The 14,384-nt window shown below is 69.9% G+C and carries 14 protein-coding genes and 1 riboswitch; of the genes, 6 read left to right on the top strand and 8 right to left on the bottom strand.

Annotated features, from left to right (window positions below; all coding sequences use genetic code 11):
- Positions 1 to 19 precede the first annotated feature (19 nt).
- Complete coding sequence (locus tag ACZ5QD_RS09355; protein WP_006895806.1) at positions 20 to 478, top strand: peroxiredoxin; 459 nt, start codon at positions 20 to 22, stop codon at positions 476 to 478.
- Between the two features lie 13 nt (positions 479 to 491).
- Here the strand turns inward: ACZ5QD_RS09355 and ACZ5QD_RS09350 are convergent, their stop codons facing one another.
- Positions 492 to 884 (bottom strand): DoxX family protein, encoded by a 393-nt coding sequence (locus tag ACZ5QD_RS09350; RefSeq protein WP_372452519.1) that lies wholly within the window; start codon positions 882 to 884, stop codon positions 492 to 494.
- A gap of 50 nt (positions 885 to 934) precedes the next feature.
- Here ACZ5QD_RS09350 and ACZ5QD_RS09345 point away from each other — a divergent pair, with 50 nt between their 5' ends.
- Positions 935 to 1,708, top strand: coding sequence for an enoyl-CoA hydratase (locus tag ACZ5QD_RS09345; protein ID WP_464367247.1), 774 nt, complete (start codon positions 935 to 937; stop codon positions 1,706 to 1,708).
- Positions 1,709 to 1,721: 13 nt separating this feature from the next.
- Here the strand turns inward: ACZ5QD_RS09345 and ACZ5QD_RS09340 are convergent, their stop codons facing one another.
- Positions 1,722 to 2,282, bottom strand: coding sequence for a hypothetical protein (locus ACZ5QD_RS09340; protein ID WP_045538293.1), 561 nt, complete (start codon positions 2,280 to 2,282; stop codon positions 1,722 to 1,724).
- Positions 2,283 to 2,390: 108 nt separating this feature from the next.
- Here ACZ5QD_RS09340 and ACZ5QD_RS09335 point away from each other — a divergent pair, with 108 nt between their 5' ends.
- The 3 genes from ACZ5QD_RS09335 to ACZ5QD_RS09325 all read left to right on the top strand — a co-directional run bounded on the left by ACZ5QD_RS09335 (position 2,391) and on the right by ACZ5QD_RS09325 (position 5,722).
- Positions 2,391 to 3,512, top strand: a complete 1,122-nt coding sequence (locus ACZ5QD_RS09335; RefSeq protein ID WP_464367246.1) for a sensor histidine kinase — start codon at positions 2,391 to 2,393, stop codon at positions 3,510 to 3,512.
- A complete protein-coding gene (locus ACZ5QD_RS09330; RefSeq protein WP_006895811.1) occupies positions 3,509 to 4,150 on the top strand; it encodes a response regulator in 642 nt (213 codons plus the stop codon). The genes ACZ5QD_RS09335 and ACZ5QD_RS09330 overlap by 4 nt, the downstream gene beginning before the upstream one ends.
- 96 nt (positions 4,151 to 4,246) lie before the next feature.
- On the top strand, positions 4,247 to 5,722 hold the full coding sequence (locus tag ACZ5QD_RS09325; protein WP_464367245.1) for an HNH endonuclease signature motif containing protein: 1,476 nt from the start codon (positions 4,247 to 4,249) through the stop codon (positions 5,720 to 5,722).
- 40 nt (positions 5,723 to 5,762) lie between these two features.
- Here ACZ5QD_RS09325 and ACZ5QD_RS09320 read toward each other — a convergent pair whose 3' ends face one another.
- The 6 genes from ACZ5QD_RS09320 to ACZ5QD_RS09295 form a co-directional block, all read right to left on the bottom strand.
- On the bottom strand, positions 5,763 to 6,077 hold the full coding sequence (locus tag ACZ5QD_RS09320; protein ID WP_006895813.1) for a DMT family transporter: 315 nt from the start codon (positions 6,075 to 6,077) through the stop codon (positions 5,763 to 5,765).
- A gap of 10 nt (positions 6,078 to 6,087) precedes the next feature.
- Positions 6,088 to 6,153: riboswitch (guanidine-III (ykkC-III) riboswitch) on the bottom strand.
- Positions 6,154 to 6,251: 98 nt separating this feature from the next.
- Positions 6,252 to 6,767: a MarR family transcriptional regulator gene (locus ACZ5QD_RS09315; RefSeq protein ID WP_006895814.1), complete on the bottom strand. Its 516-nt coding sequence runs from the start codon at positions 6,765 to 6,767 to the stop codon at positions 6,252 to 6,254.
- Positions 6,768 to 6,804: 37 nt separating this feature from the next.
- Positions 6,805 to 7,674 carry a 3-hydroxyisobutyrate dehydrogenase gene (gene mmsB, locus ACZ5QD_RS09310; RefSeq protein WP_464367244.1) on the bottom strand — a complete coding sequence of 290 codons (870 nt, stop codon included), beginning with the start codon at positions 7,672 to 7,674 and terminating at the stop codon, positions 6,805 to 6,807.
- Positions 7,671 to 8,846, bottom strand: a complete 1,176-nt coding sequence (locus ACZ5QD_RS09305) for an acyl-CoA dehydrogenase family protein (protein WP_433820852.1) — start codon at positions 8,844 to 8,846, stop codon at positions 7,671 to 7,673. The genes mmsB and ACZ5QD_RS09305 overlap by 4 nt, the downstream gene beginning before the upstream one ends.
- 42 nt (positions 8,847 to 8,888) lie before the next feature.
- Positions 8,889 to 10,412 (bottom strand): CoA-acylating methylmalonate-semialdehyde dehydrogenase, encoded by a 1,524-nt coding sequence (locus ACZ5QD_RS09300; RefSeq protein ID WP_006895817.1) that lies wholly within the window; start codon positions 10,410 to 10,412, stop codon positions 8,889 to 8,891.
- Positions 10,413 to 10,526: 114 nt separating this feature from the next.
- Entirely contained in the window at positions 10,527 to 12,950 is a 2,424-nt protein-coding gene (locus ACZ5QD_RS09295) for an acetyl-CoA acetyltransferase (RefSeq protein WP_464367243.1), read from the bottom strand.
- Positions 12,951 to 13,040: 90 nt separating this feature from the next.
- On the opposite strand from ACZ5QD_RS09295, the gene ACZ5QD_RS09290 reads away from it, so the two are divergent.
- The gene (locus ACZ5QD_RS09290; protein WP_464367242.1) at positions 13,041 to 14,378 is read left to right on the top strand and encodes a hypothetical protein; all 1,338 of its coding nucleotides are present in this window, start codon (positions 13,041 to 13,043) and stop codon (positions 14,376 to 14,378) included.
- The last annotated feature ends 6 nt before the right edge of the window (positions 14,379 to 14,384 follow it).

Raw genomic sequence — 14,384 nt, 5'->3', positions numbered from 1 at the left:
CGGAGTAGGGTCGGGGACCATGAACATCGGGGACACCGCATCGGATTTCGAGCTGCCCGACCAGAACGGTCGACGGCGACGTCTCTCCGAACTGCTGGCCGGCGGGCCGGTCGCGCTGTTCTTCTATCCGGCGGCGTTCACCCCGGGCTGCACCAAGGAGGCGTGCCATTTCCGGGACCTCGCAGCGGAGTTCGCTGCCGCGGGAGTGCAGCGGATCGGGATCAGCCGGGATGACGTCGCGAAGCAGAAGAGCTGGACCGACGAGCACACCCTCGACTACCCGTTGCTGGCGGACGTCGACGGCGCCGTCGCCTCCGCATATGGTGTCCGGCGTGGATCGTTGCTGGTGAAGGTCGGCATGCCGACCAAGCGGGTCACGTTCGCAATCGGCTCCGACGGAGTCATCGCCGATGTGATCGCGTCGGAGATCAACATGAACGTGCACGCCGACCGCGTGCTCGAGGCCCTGGCGCGGTAGCCGATCAGGGCGGTTACCGGCGCTCGGCTCGGGGACCCGGGCGTTCGGCCGGGCGGGGACCTGTGGCGGCGAGCGCCGCGTAGAAGAGAAGCAACGACGACGCGGCGGCGAAGTTCAGCCGGAGGTCGCGGGCCCGGACGTGTGCTCCGACCGCGAGGCAGAAGTACACCGTCAGCATGACCGCCGTGAAGCGGGCCAGCATCGGGAACCTCGGGGCCGCGGCGAGTCCCGCCGCCGACGCGGCCTTGACCACCGGAAACACCCACCGTTGGTCCGCGGGATAGCCCACGTCGTCCAGACATCGCGCGACGTAGGGGATCGGGCCGAGGCAGATGATCGCATCGGCGGACTGGCCCGCGGCGGCGAGCCGATACACGAGGGGATCCCGGAGCAGATCGGTCGGCACGTTCATGTCAACCGATCGTACGGTCGGCGAGGATGGACGACAATGGTGAGATGACTGATTCCGCTGTGTCCTCGTCCGTCTCCGACGGCGTCGGCGTCCTCACCCTCGACGACCCCGACCGCCGAAACCCCTTGTCACTGGCCACCATGCGGGCTGCCACCGAAGTCCTGCGCACTTTCGGCGAGAACCCGGAGGTGCGGGTGATCGTGATCAAGGCGCACGGTCCGGCGTTCTCCGCCGGCCACGACCTGTCGGAGATGGTCGAGCGCACGGTCGACGACGAGCGGGAGATCTTCGCGGCCTGCACCGACCTGATGACGGCGGTCCACGACGTTCGCCAGCCGGTGATCGCCCAGGTCCAGGGAATGGCGCTCGCAGCGGGCTGCCAGTTGGTCGCCACCTGCGATCTCGCGGTGGTCGCCGACAGTGCACGGTTCTCCACGCCTGGCGTCCGCATCGGGCTCTTCTGTTCCACTCCGATGGTCGCGCTCAGCCGTGCCGTCGGGCGCAAGCGCGCCATGCACATGCTGCTGACCGGCGACATGGTCGATGCCGCGACCGCCGTCGAATGGGGCCTGGTCAACACCGCCGTGCCCGCCGCCGATCTGGAGAGCACCGTCGCGGAGCTGGCCGGGCGGATCGGCCGGTTCAGCGGCGACACCCTCGCCATCGGTAAGCGGGCCTTCTACGACCAGATCGATCGCACCGAGCCGGAGGCGTACGCCGCGATGACCGAGGTGATGGCGACCAACGCCGTCACCTGTGATGCCCAGGAGGGTATCTCTGCGTTCCTGGGCAAGAGGGATCCGGTGTGGCGGTCGTAGACGGCGCCACCGTTCAGCCGGACGACGCTCCTCGCGCGGACCCCGCGTACCACACCGGGCCGGTGAGCAGCCAGATCGCGGTGATGACGCCGAGAGTCTTGAACAGACTGAACAATTCGTCGCGCTGGCCGGCGTCGGCGACCGTGAAACCGAGGACGAGCACCACCGCTCCGGCGATCGCGGCGGCGGCGAGCCACCGGCCGAACTCGGCCCACTCGTGCCGGAGCCGTACCGGTCCCCGCTTGGGCACCGGGACGGGTGCCGGGCCGTCGGCGTACCGGTGCGCGAACCTGACATCGGCCCACCGGATCAGCCGCGGTCCGAAGACGACGGTCACGCCCAAGTAGATCGGCGCCAGCCGGTGGGCCAACCCGACGTCGCCGCCGGAGTGGAGGTCGAGTGCCACGGCCGCGAGGAGCGCGACGTCGAGCCCCGGGACGGCCGCCAGTACCAGTGTCGAGAGGCGCTGCGCGCGGACCAGGTAGCGCAACGACAGTCCGCCGGCGACGAGTACCCAGAAGCCGACTTCACAGCCGGCGATGGTCAGCAGTACCGGGTCGGTCAGATCGTTCATGCGTTCAGCATCGGGCGGATCGCCCGAAGGCGCATCCCTCATCCGGCTCGTCGGCGTCATCCCTTCGGCGGACCCGAAGCCCCGCGACGTGTGCTGTAGTGATGTCTGATGATGTCGATTCCCAGATTCTCGTCGACGACGGTGTCGGCTCTCGGCACACTGGTCGTCGGTCTGCTGCTGTGGGTCAGTGGGGCGTTCACGCTGATCCAGGGCTGGGGCGGGCATTCGGCTCCGGTCAAGATCGCGATCCTGGTGGCGGCGTTCGTCGTTCAGCTCGCGGCGCCTCGCCGACCGTCGGCGGCGCTCGCGATCATGGTGGTTCTCATCGCGCTCGACCTTCCGTCAGGTGCGTCCCTTCCGCTCTGGATCTCTTTCACCGACGTCATCTTCGCGGTCATGACGGTCGGATCCGCGCGGTTGCGCAGGTTCGTCGGTGTCGCCTGCTTCGCGGTGACGGTCGCGGGTGCGGTGGCTGTGGCGCTCGCGGCGGATCCGCGGGCCGGTGTGCTGGTGGGCCTGCTCGGAGTGGCCTTCCTCGTCTCGCCGCTGGGCTACGCGCAGTCGGTGCACGCCACCATCCGGGCGGCGCGGGCCGAACAGTCGGCCGCCGCAGCCGAGCACGCCGCGGCGCTGGCGGAGGAACGTCGCCGGGTGTCGCGGGAACTGCACGACACGGTGGCGGGCCACGTGTCGGCGATCGCGATCCTGGCCGAGGCCGCACGTGAGGCACCGGACCCGAAGCCGGTGATCGCCTCGATGCGCTCCAACAGCCTGGCGGCGCTGTCGGAGCTGCGGGAGATGATCGACGTGCTCGCCGCCGACGGCGATGACACTCCGACTGTCCGCTGGTCGTCACTCGCCCCGTTCGTGACGGCGGCGGAGGCGGTCGGCTCGGCCGTCGAGGTGCACGGCGACACCGAAGGTCTTCCGCTCGCGATCGAGACGGTGTTGACCCGGATCGCGGGTGAGGCGCTGGCGAACGCGACGCGCCACGAGCCGGGACAGCCCGTCGCGGTGCAACTGGTCTCAGTCGGAGAGATCGTCGAGATGACGGTCAGCAACGGTCTCACGGACGGACGTGCGATGGCGCGCGGCGAAAACGACGGATCGGGAGGAAATGGGTTGCGCAACATGATGATTCGCGCCGAGAGCATCGGCGGGTCCGCGACCGCCGGTGTGGAGGGTCGACGATGGGTGGTCCGCGTGCGGGTGCCGGTGGTGCGGGCGTGAGCCGGACGCGAGTGGTCCTGGCCGACGATCACGCCGCGGTCCGAGAAGGCCTGCGGCTGGTGTTGGAGTCGTCGGGAGAGATCAGCGTGGTGGGCGAGGCGTCGAACGGTGCCGATGCCGTCGACGCGGCCGAGAGGCTGCGGCCGGACGTGGTGGTGATGGACGTCCGCATGCCGGGGACGGACGGAATCGCCGCCACCGCCGAAGTCATGGCGCGTACCGACGCGGCCGTCCTCGTCCTGACGACCTTCGACATCGACGAATACGTGCTCGGCTCACTGGCGGCCGGAGCGAGCGGGTTTCTGCTGAAGTCGGCGTCCGGCGCGGAACTCGTCGACGGTGTCCGACGTGTCGCGCAGGGCGACGCGGTGCTCGATCCCGCGGTGACCCGGGTGGTGGTGGACGCGATGCGATCACGTCCCGCCGAGCCCGCTCCGGATCTGAGTGACCTCACCGAGCGGGAGATCGAAGTCCTCGGCGGTCTCGGCGCCGGACTGTCGAATGCGCAGATCGCCCGCCGCCTGATGATCGGGGAGGCGACGGTGAAGACCCACGTCTCGCGGGTGCTGATGAAGCTGGGCGTGCAGTCGCGGGTGCAGGCCGCTGTGCTGGCGGCACGATCGGGCATCGAGTTGTGAGGCGGCGGCTTTGTCAGAGGGCGGCGGTATGATTCGAACATAGAAGCACAGCAGGAGTGTTCTCGGGCACTGTGCAGGTGGAGGGGGGTGGGTTCGATGGTCGCGTCAGAAGTGCTGCCGGACGATCCGGCCGCCCTCGCCCGCCTGTTGGAAGCTGCGGCGACCAAGTTCGCGTCCCTGCCACTGTCCGCGGTCCCAGAAGACACCCTGCTAGAAACCGTCGAGACATTGGAACGTACTCATCGTCGTCTCGACGGTGTGGACGCCGCGGTGTTGGTGGAGGTCTCCGACCGGGCCGTGTATCGCAAGGCGGGGTATTTGTCGGTGCATCAGTATTTGGCGCAGGGGTTGCGGCTCGGTGACGGTGCCGCCCGCCGCCGACGTGTCAGTGCCGCCGGGATCGGACGGTTCACCGACCTGCAAGGCCAGACCCGCGAACCGGTACTGCCGGCGACTGCTGTCGCGGTGGGCGAGGGTGCGATCGGTGCCGACCACGTCCGCGAGATCGACGCCGTCATGGACAAGATCCCCACCGCCATCGACGCCGGCACCCGAGCACGCGCCGAGGCGCAGCTGGCGTGGGTCGCCCGCGAGTTGAGTCCGGCCGGTGTCCGCACCGCCGGCATCCGACTGCTGGCGCACCTGGATCCGGACGGGACCGTCACCGACGAACGCGACCGCAAACGCCTGCGCGGCTTCACGATCCTGCCGCAGGATCTGCGGCTGATGAGCAAAGTCCGCGGGTATCTGACCCCGGCGTTGCGGGCGGAAATGGAGGCGGCACTGCCGTCGTGGGCGGCACCGGGGATGAACAACCCCGACGACCCGGACTCCCCGTCGGGGACCGTGGAGTCGGCCGACCCGGCCGCTCTGGCGGCCGCGGTGGAGCGTGATACTCGCACGCCGGGGCAGCGCACCCACGATGGTCTGCAGGCGCTGCTGCGCGCCTCCCGCACTGGTGTTGGGGGTGGTCGGCGGTCGGGTGATCTGGTCGTCACCGTCACCGACCGGGAGTTGGCCGAGCGGGCGGGGGTGGCGTTGACCGCGACCGGGACCCGGGTGCCGGTGGCGGAGTTGATCGAGGTCGCCGCCGCCGCGACTCCGCATCTGGCCGTCTTCTCCGGTCATACCGGACAAGCCCTCTACCTCGGTCGGGGACGGCGGCTGGCGTCGCGGGCGCAGCGGTTGATGCTCTTCGCCCGCGACCGCGGCTGCACCGCCCCCGGCTGCGACGCCCCGTTCTCCCGGACGCAGGCCCATCATTTCCCGGACTGGGCCGACGGCGGGCCCACCGACATCGACCACCTCGGGGCGGCGTGCGGGCGTCACAATCGCTCCGTCGGCCCCCGCCGCGGGCAATGGCAGACGATGATCCTGATCGACGGTCCCCACGCCGGCCGCGTCGCCTGGCGACCCAGCGGCAACACCAGCCGCGGCGGGACAAGACCGCCCGGGTGGCGGATCAACCAAATCCACCACGCCGAACTGTTACCGGGCCACGAACCGCAGCCGCCGCCCGAACCCAGCGAATCTCGCATCGAGAACTACCTCGACACACTCCTGGCCGCCTGACCGGACACACCCGGCCGGGAGCACGGAAGTGCGGTGGCCGTCAGCTGACGAGCTTCAGCCCGATGACGCCTCCGACGATGGCGATGATGCACACGATCTTCGCGATGCTCGCGGTTTCGGTGCCGGTGATCATGCCGAAGACGACGGCTCCGGTGGCGCCGATCCCGACCCATATCGCATACGACGTTCCGGTCGGCAGTTCGCGCATCGCGTAGGCGAGGCCGCCCATGCTGATGACGAGTGCGACGAAGAAGACGATGGTGGGGATGAGGCGGAGAAGACCTTCCGACCGTCCCAGGGCGGTGGCCCACACCGCTTCGAAGACGCCGGAGAGGATCAGAACGAGCCAGTGCATGAGTGCTCCTCGTCCACCGTCTTGTCGCAGACCGGGTACGGCGGGCTCGTCCGGGCGCCCCGCCACGGGGCGTCGCCACGAAGGCTACCCACCCGGTCGCACGACGGCCAGACGCCGATGACGAATGGAGACCACGACCACACCGAACGGCGTCCCGTCCGAAAACGCGAGTGTCTAGAAATCTCCGTTGTCACGCCGAAGCGACCGGATCGACTCCACCAACTGACGCGCCTGGGCGCTGGTCATTCCGACATGGGAGAAGACGCCGTTGTTCAGCACCGCCGTCGCCTTCTCGACCAACTCCCGGCCGTCGTCGGTGATCGACACGAGTGTGGTGCGGCCGTCGCTCGGGTGCGGTATCCGCTTCACCAGCCCGGCGTCGGCGAGGCGTGCGATCGCGTGGGTGGCCGAGGAGACGTGCACCTGAAGCCGGTCGCTCGCCTTGGAGATCGGCAGTTCGCCGTGCCGGGTGAAGGCCAGCAGCCGCAACAGCTCGAAACGGGAGAAGGTGAGGCCGAACGGTTTGAGCTCCTGCTCGACGCGCGCGAGCATGATCTGGTGCGCGCGCATCACCGACGTGACGGCCTCCATGCCGTCGGCGATGTCGCCGCCCCAGCCTGCGTCTTCCCAGTTGCGGCGGGCCAGGGCGATCGGGTCGCGCTCGTTCGACTCATGATCCACCCCGGCCACACCACTCCCATCGTCTACGGCTGCGCCGAGCTCGAGATCAGCGCAGGGTTTCGATTATCGCACTGAAGTCGAGATCGCTGTGCTCGGCGGCGAAGGCGTCGTACAGTTCGGCCGCGTGCGAGCCGAGCGGTGCGGTGGCGCCGGTGGTCGACACGGCGTCCATCGCCAGGTGCAGATCCTTGTTCATCAGCGCGGTGGCGAACCCCGGCCGGAAGTCGTTGGCTGACGGTGCCGTCTCGACCGGCCCGGGCACCGGGCAGTTGGCCGAGAGTGCCCAGCAGTTGCCGGTGGCACCGGTCACCACGTCGTAGAGCGCCTGATCCGAGAGCCCGAGCTTCTCCGCCAGAGTGAACGCCTCACCGACCACGATCTGCTGCACGGCCAGGATCATGTTGTTGCACAGCTTGGCGGCCTGGCCGTTGCCCGATCCGCCGCACGGCACCACCTTGCCCGCCATCGGCGCCAGGATCGGCTGTGCCGCGGCCAGTGCCGCGTCGTCGCCACCGACCATGAAGGCCAGGGTTCCGGCCGCCGCTCCCTTGACCCCGCCGGAGACGGGGGCGTCGAGCTGCATCATGCCCGCGGCGACGGCGAGATCGTGTACGGCACGCGCGTCCTCGACCGAGATGGTGGAACTGTCGATGAACAGCTGACCCGGCGTCGCGTGCGGCAGCACGGCGTCGTACACCGCCCGCACCGCTGCGCCGCTGGGAAGCATGGTGATGACGACGTCGGTTCCGGCGACGGCCTCCTCCGCCGACTTCGCTGCGCGGACACCGTCGGCGACGGCCGCCTCCAGCAGTTCGGGGACGAGGTCGAAGCCGACCACCTCGTGTCCGCCCTTGACCAGGTTGGCGGCCATCGGTCCGCCCATGTGACCGAGTCCGAGGAAAGCGATCGTGCTCATCGGTTGCCCTTTCCGGCGGTGACCCGCTGCGCCTCGGCGCGACCGATCACCATCCGCATGATTTCGTTGGTTCCTTCAAGAATGCGATTCACCCGCAGGTCGCGGACGATCTTCTCGATACCCGTCTCGTGCAGGTATCCGTAGCCGCCGTGCAACTGCAGCGCCTGATCGGCGACGGTGAAGCAGCTCTCGGTGACGAATCGTTTCGCCATCGCGCACAACTCGACCTTGTCGGGATCGTCGGCGTCGAGTGCCTCGGCCGCCCGCCACAGGAGCAGTCGGGAGGCCTCCAGGGAGGTCGCCATCTCGGCGAGCGTCGCCGAGATGGTGGGTTCGGCGATCAGCGGCTTGCCGAAGGCCTCACGCTCGGTGGCGTAGACGAGCGCCTTGTCGTACGCGGCTTGCGCACCGCCCATCGAGCACGCGGCGATGTTCAGCCGCCCGCCGTTCAGGCCGTTCATCGCGATCGAGAATCCCGTGCCCTCGCCGTCCGGGCCGCCGAGCATCGCATCGGCGGGGACCCGGACGTCGTCGAAGATCACCTGGGCCGTGGGCTGGTTGTGCCAGCCCATCTTGGCCTCGGGCGGACCGAAGGACAGCCCCGGCGTGCCCTTCTCGACGACGAACGTGGAGATTCCGCGGGGGCCGGCGTCACCGGTGCGCGCCATCACCACGTAGACGTCCGAGACACCGCCGCCGGAGATGAACTGCTTGCTGCCGCGAAGCACGTATTCGTCGCCCTCGCGGCGGGCCGACGTCGACAGCGCCGCGGCATCCGACCCCGCGCCGGGCTCGGTGAGGCAGTAGCTCGCGATGTGCTCCATCGACGCCATCTTCGGAACCCAGCGCTTGCGCTGCTCCGTGGTGCCGTAGGTGTCGACCATCCACGTGCACATGTTGTGGATCGACAGGAACGCCGCGGTCACCGGATCGGCCTTCGCCAGTTCCTCGAAGATCCGCACACCGTCGATCCTCCGCAGGCCGGAGCCGCCGACGTCCTCCTTGGTGTAGATCGCGGCCATCCCGAGCGAACCCGCCTCGCGCATCTCATCGACCGGGAAGTGCTCGGTGGCATCCCATTCGAGAGAGTGCGGGGCGAGCCGCTTGCGGGCGAAGTCGCGGGCCGCTTCGACGACGATCCGATCGTCGTCGGGCAATTTCGGATAGGGCATGTCGTTACCTGATACGCCTGTTCTCTCGTTCCGCGACGGGCCTCAGTGCATGGTCGGGATGGAGAACTCGGCGCCCTCCTTGATGCCCGACGGCCAACGTGAGGTGACGGTCTTGGTCTTGGTGTAGAACATGATCGACGCGGGGCCGTGCTGGTTGAGATCGCCGAAGCCGGAGCGCTTCCAGCCGCCGAAGGTGTGGTACGCGACCGGCACCGGGATCGGCACGTTGATGCCGACCATGCCGACCTCGACGCGCGAGGTGAAGTCGCGCGCGGTGTCGCCGTCGCGGGTGAAGATGGCCACGCCGTTGCCGTACTCGTGCTCGGTGGGCAGCGCCAGCGCTTCCTCGTAATCGTGCGCGCGGACGATGGTGAGCACCGGGCCGAAGATCTCGTCGGTGTAGATCGACATGTCCTTGGTGACGTGGTCGAAGAGGGTGGGGCCGAGGTAGTAACCGCCTCCGAGATCGGTGCCGTTGAACGAGGCCTCGGTGGCGCCCTTGCCGCGACCGTCGACGACGAGTTCGGCACCCGCGGCGACGCCCTGCTCGATGTAGTCCACCACGCGATCACGTGCGGCGGCGGTGATCAGCGGACCGTAGTCGGCCTTGGGGTCGTGGCTGTGACCGACGCGCAGCGCTTCGACCCGCTCGACGAGCTTGGCGCGCAGAGCGTCCGCGGTCGCGTCTCCGATCGGGACGGCCACCGAGATCGCCATGCAGCGCTCGCCGGCCGAGCCGTAGCCGGCGCCGATGAGGGCGTCGACGACCTGGTCGAGGTCGGCGTCCGGGGCGATGATCATGTGGTTCTTGGCGCCGCCGAAGCACTGGCTGCGCTTGCCGTTGGCGGCGGCCGTCTCGTAGATGTACTGCGCGATGTCCGACGACCCGACGAAGCCGACGGCCTTGACGTCGGGGTTCACGAGCAGTGCGTCCACGGCGGTCTTGTCGCCGTGCACCACCTGGAACACACCGTCGGGCAGGCCGGCTTCGGTGAACAGCTCGGCGAGGCGGACCGGAACGGACGGGTCGCGCTCCGAGGGCTTCAGGATGAAGGCGTTGCCGCAGGCCAGGGCGGGGCCGGCCTTCCAGAGCGGGATCATGGCGGGGAAGTTGAACGGGGTGATGCCGGCGACCACGCCGAGCGGCTGCCGCATCGAGTAGACGTCGATGCCGGTGCCCGCGCCCTCGGTGTACTCGCCCTTGAGGAGGTGGGGGATGCCGACCGAGAACTCGATCACCTCGAGTCCGCGCTGCACGTCGCCGCGGGCGTCGGCGACGGTCTTGCCGTGCTCGCTCGAGAGCAGCTCGGCGAGCTCGTCCATGTTCTGGTTCACCAGCTCGATGAACTTCATCATCACGCGGGCGCGGCGCTGCGGGTTCATGGCGGCCCACGTCTTCTGGGCCTCTTTGGCGGTGGCGACGGCGGCGTCGACTTCGGCGGCGGTGGCCAGCGGCACCGTGGCCTGAACCTGACCCGTGCTGGGGTCGTAGACGTCGGCGGTCGCGCCAGTCGCGGCGACGTGTGCGCCGTTCAGGTAGTGATCGATGGTCCGCAGTGCAGTCATGCGCCGTCCTTCCAGAGGCATCCGTTCGTGACGTGAACCACGATATACTTGGACATCCAAGTAATTCAAGAGGGAGCCGGACATCTGCAGGTCGGCGACGGTTTCAGTGGGGAGTCAGCATCCTCTCCACTGCGGTTCGCGCTTCTGCGCGAAGGCCGTGACACCCTCGCGGAGATCCTCCGAGACGAGGACGGTGTCGAGGACCGCGAGGCTCTCGTCCACGGCCCGGACCGTGTCCGGCTGCGATTCGGATCCGGCCATCGCCGCCAGTGAGGCGCGAACGGCGACCGGTGACGCGGCCAGGATCTCCTCGGCCACGGCGCGGGCGGCGGACATCACTTCACCGTGCGGTGCCACCCTCGACACCAGGCCGTACGCCAGCGCCTCCGCGGCGTCGATGCGGCGTCCGGTGAGGATCATGTCGCGGGCGAGGGCGGGCGGGACGACGCGGGGGAGGCGGACCAGCCCGCCGGCCGCGGCGACCAGACCGACCTTCACTTCGGGCAGACCGAAGGAGGCCTCCTCGTCCGCGACGATCACATGGCAGGCCAGGGCGATCTCGAGCCCGCCGCCGAGGGCGAAACCGTTCACCGCGGCGATCACCGGCTTGATCCGGTCGCGCCGCGCGGTGAGCCCGGCGAAGCCGTTGGCGGGCATCGCGAGGCCTCCTTGGGCGCCGGCGCTCAGATCGTTGCCCGCCGAGAACGCGGCCGAGCCGGCGCCGGTCAGGATCGCAACCCACAGATCGGGATCGGCGAAGTACGCGTCGAAGACGGAGTCCAGTTCCGCGTTCGCCGCCGGATTCAGCGCGTTGCGGACCTCGGGCCGGTTGATCGTCACCTCGAGCACCCGTCCCTCGCGCCGGACGAGCAGATGCTCGTACCGCTCGGCGAATCCGACCGCCGCGCGCGGATGGCGCGCATCGAGGACGTCGCGTGTGCGTGCCGCGTGGTTCTGGTTCGTCGACGCGCGGACGAAGATCGGCGTTCCGATGGGGTCGTCGTCGGCGCGCAGCAGATCGAGCAGGCCGGGGTCGTCCACGGCCGCGACGAACCGGGCGCCGTCGCCGAGCCGGCCGACCACGGTGGCTCCGGGGGCCTCGCCGTCGGGATCGATGACGACGAACGACTCGATCGTCGCCGGGCCGTTCGGATAGTGCGCCACCCGCACCGACGGTGCGGCGTCCAATTCGCGTTGCAGGTCGGCGGAGGTGCTCGGACGCCAGGGAGCGGGGACGGACGAGTACACGCCCACCGAGTACTTGCTCAAGACGCCGCCGTTGGCTGCGACCAGGCCGAACGAGCCGGGCTCGCGCCGCGCCCGCGACACGATCTCCGCGATGCCGTGCATCGAATAGTTGTTGCCGGGCCCGCCGAAGTAGGGGAGCCCGCCGGTGACGGTCAGTCCACGGGGGTCGTCGGGCGAGAGTCCGAGCTCGTCGATGACGTGCGAGACCGCGACCGGGAAGCAGCTGTACAGATCGAAGTGCGCGACGTCGTCGACATCGGTGCCCGCCAGGCGCAGTGCCTCCCGGACAGCGGCGACCGACGCGGGTCCGCGGGAGAGGTCCGGCCGGGTCAGGAGCGGCTTCTCCCGCAGGTCGGCGTGGCCGTGGACGAAGACCCAGCGGTCGGCGGGGATCCCCGCCGACCGGGCGGCCGCGACGGACATCAGTACCGCGGATGCGGCCTGGTTGACGTGGTCGCGAGCCACCATTCGGCGCGGGTAGGGGACCGAGACGCGGCGGTTGCGGTCGGTGACGGTCGCCAACTCCTCGGCGGTGAACTCCTCTCGGGCGGCGGCGAAGGGGTTCCGCGCCGCCACACGCGTCATCGGTGCGAACAGCTCGCCCATCGACCGCGCGTACTCGGCGGCGCCGAGTCCGAGACGGTGGCGCCGCGCGTTCTCGACGATCGAGTACTGGGAGATGGGGATGACGACCCCGTGCTTCACCTCGTCGATCGAGGTGAGGCCGCCGATCGAGTAGCCACGGTCCTCCAGTTGCCCGCCGACGGTCTCGCTGAAGTCCGGTGCGGTGCCCGAGCGCTGGGCGTGGCGGACCGTCGACATCACCTCGGCCCCGAACAACACCACCGCGTCGGCACGCCCGGCGGCGATCTCGGCGCCGAACTCGTTCACCAGATGCTGCGGGCTCTGCCCGCCGGTCACCTCTTCGACGGCCCTGCGCGGATCCATGCCGGTGCGGCGTGCCACCGCGCGCGGCATGTTGTCCGGCCGGCCGAAGGGCGACGACGACGCCGGGCTCGACCGCTCGAACGATCGGACCGCCACCACGGTGTCGACGAGGCGTGCCACGTCGTCGGCCCCGGTGTCGGCGAGCGCCGCGCTCACCGCGCGGGCCGCGAGGTCGGCCTCGGAGAGGCCCGCGTAGTCGGCGTCGTCGATGCGTTCGGCTGCCTGGCCGACCCCTACGATGACCGGTGTGGTGGGTGGAATGTCATCGAGGCGGTACACGCACTCCGGCCGGGACGCGGATGCGCCGGGAGTGGGCTGTGCGGGTGTGGGGGCACTGGACACGGGTGGAGCCTTTCCGGCGCCGCGGCCGCGACGCCTGACACTGCACCGCATTATGCCCACGTTGCCATCGAGCGATGGCGAGGAGGTCTCGTGAGCGCGTTGACGCCGCCCGACGCGGCGATGTACTGGCGATCGTTGACCACGGCGAACGATCAGTTCCTGTTGTATGCGTTCGACGCGCCGGACGACCCGTCGGCCGATCCGTTCGCCGAACTCGCGCCCCGCGCGTCCGAGATCGCAGACCTGCGTCTCGGCGTCGCCCGCGTGCCGTGGGATCTCGGGTATCCGCGCTGGCGCGCGTCGCGTCCCCGTCCCGAGCAGTTCTGCCGACACCCGGCCACCACGTGGACCGAATGCCTGGCCGCCCTGGGGCACCTCATGGCGAGCGGCGACCGCACCGCCGGGCCGCTGTGGCGGTTGCATCTGTTCGAATCGCTCACGGATGTGCCCGACGCCGACGGCCCGGCCAACATCGTGGTGCTCCAGATCTCGCATGCGCTCGGTGGCGGGCGGCGGGTCTCGGCGATCGCACGACGGTTGCTGACGCAGGGTCGGCCCGACCGGGTGCGCAGCGGCGCGCCGCTTCCCTCCGCCGTGGCCTCCGCAGTGGCCGCCGCCGCGGGCGCCGCGGCCATCGTGCCGCGACTGGCGACCGGAACCGTCGCCGGTGCGGCCGCGTGGATGCTCCGATCCCGTTGCGGCACAGCGGAAACACCGGGCGCCGACGTGATCGAGCCGACCGTGCTCAATCGTCCGGATCCCGGCGCGGTGGAGCTGCGGACGGTGACGCTGCCGCGATCGTCGGTCCGGCGGCTGGGATCCTCGGTCACCGTCGGGGCACTGGTGGGGCTGGCCGAGGTGCTCGGGCGCTTCGGCGGGAGGAGTCCTGACGGCCGGGTGGTCGCAGAGGTCGCCGTCTCCCGTGAACCGGCGACCCGAGAACCGGCGGCTCGGCGCCGGAACGACTTCTTCTCCGTCGGCGTCGATCTGCGCCCCGACCTCGATCGGCGTGCTCGATCCGGGGCGATCGCGAGCCAGCTCGACGCGGCGCGGCGGCGAGACCGTTCTGCGGTGGCCCGCGTCGACCGCTGGGCGGCCGACTGCGCTCCGTCGGTACTGGGATCGCTGGCCGTCCGGCTCTCGTCCGCGGCGCCGGTCCCGGAGCGGGTGGCGGGTGCGACCGTGGTCTCGTCGGTGAACCGCGGGGACGGCGACCTCCGGCTGGCGGGCGGTCGAGTGCTGTTCACCGCGGGGTTCCCGGCCTTGTCCGCGGTCCACGGACTCACCCACGGCGTGCACGGAATCGGTGCCACGGTGACCGTGTCGATCGCCGCTCGCGGAACCGCCGCGCGGACCGTCGACGAGTACGCCGCAGCGGTGCGCGCGGCCTTCGGAGGAAGCCCGGCGACGCCACCTTCGCACGCGTAGCATTCG

It is taken from the genome of Gordonia sp. J1A, from assembly GCF_055393515.1.
This window is presented reverse-complemented; position numbering and strand designations above follow the sequence as displayed.

Coding starts and splice junctions, on each gene's coding strand:
- ACZ5QD_RS09305 (WP_433820852.1), bottom strand. CDS start 8,846: ATGCCCTATCCGAAATTGCCCGACGACGATCGGATCGTCGTCGAAGCG.
- mmsB (WP_464367244.1), bottom strand. CDS start 7,674: ATGAGCACGATCGCTTTCCTCGGACTCGGTCACATGGGCGGACCGATG.
- ACZ5QD_RS09335 (WP_464367246.1), top strand. CDS start 2,391: ATGATGTCGATTCCCAGATTCTCGTCGACGACGGTGTCGGCTCTCGGC.
- ACZ5QD_RS09300 (WP_006895817.1), bottom strand. CDS start 10,412: ATGACTGCACTGCGGACCATCGATCACTACCTGAACGGCGCACACGTC.
- ACZ5QD_RS09340 (WP_045538293.1), bottom strand. CDS start 2,282: ATGAACGATCTGACCGACCCGGTACTGCTGACCATCGCCGGCTGTGAA.
- ACZ5QD_RS09345 (WP_464367247.1), top strand. CDS start 935: ATGACTGATTCCGCTGTGTCCTCGTCCGTCTCCGACGGCGTCGGCGTC.
- ACZ5QD_RS09320 (WP_006895813.1), bottom strand. CDS start 6,077: ATGCACTGGCTCGTTCTGATCCTCTCCGGCGTCTTCGAAGCGGTGTGG.
- ACZ5QD_RS09355 (WP_006895806.1), top strand. CDS start 20: ATGAACATCGGGGACACCGCATCGGATTTCGAGCTGCCCGACCAGAAC.
- ACZ5QD_RS09325 (WP_464367245.1), top strand. CDS start 4,247: ATGGTCGCGTCAGAAGTGCTGCCGGACGATCCGGCCGCCCTCGCCCGC.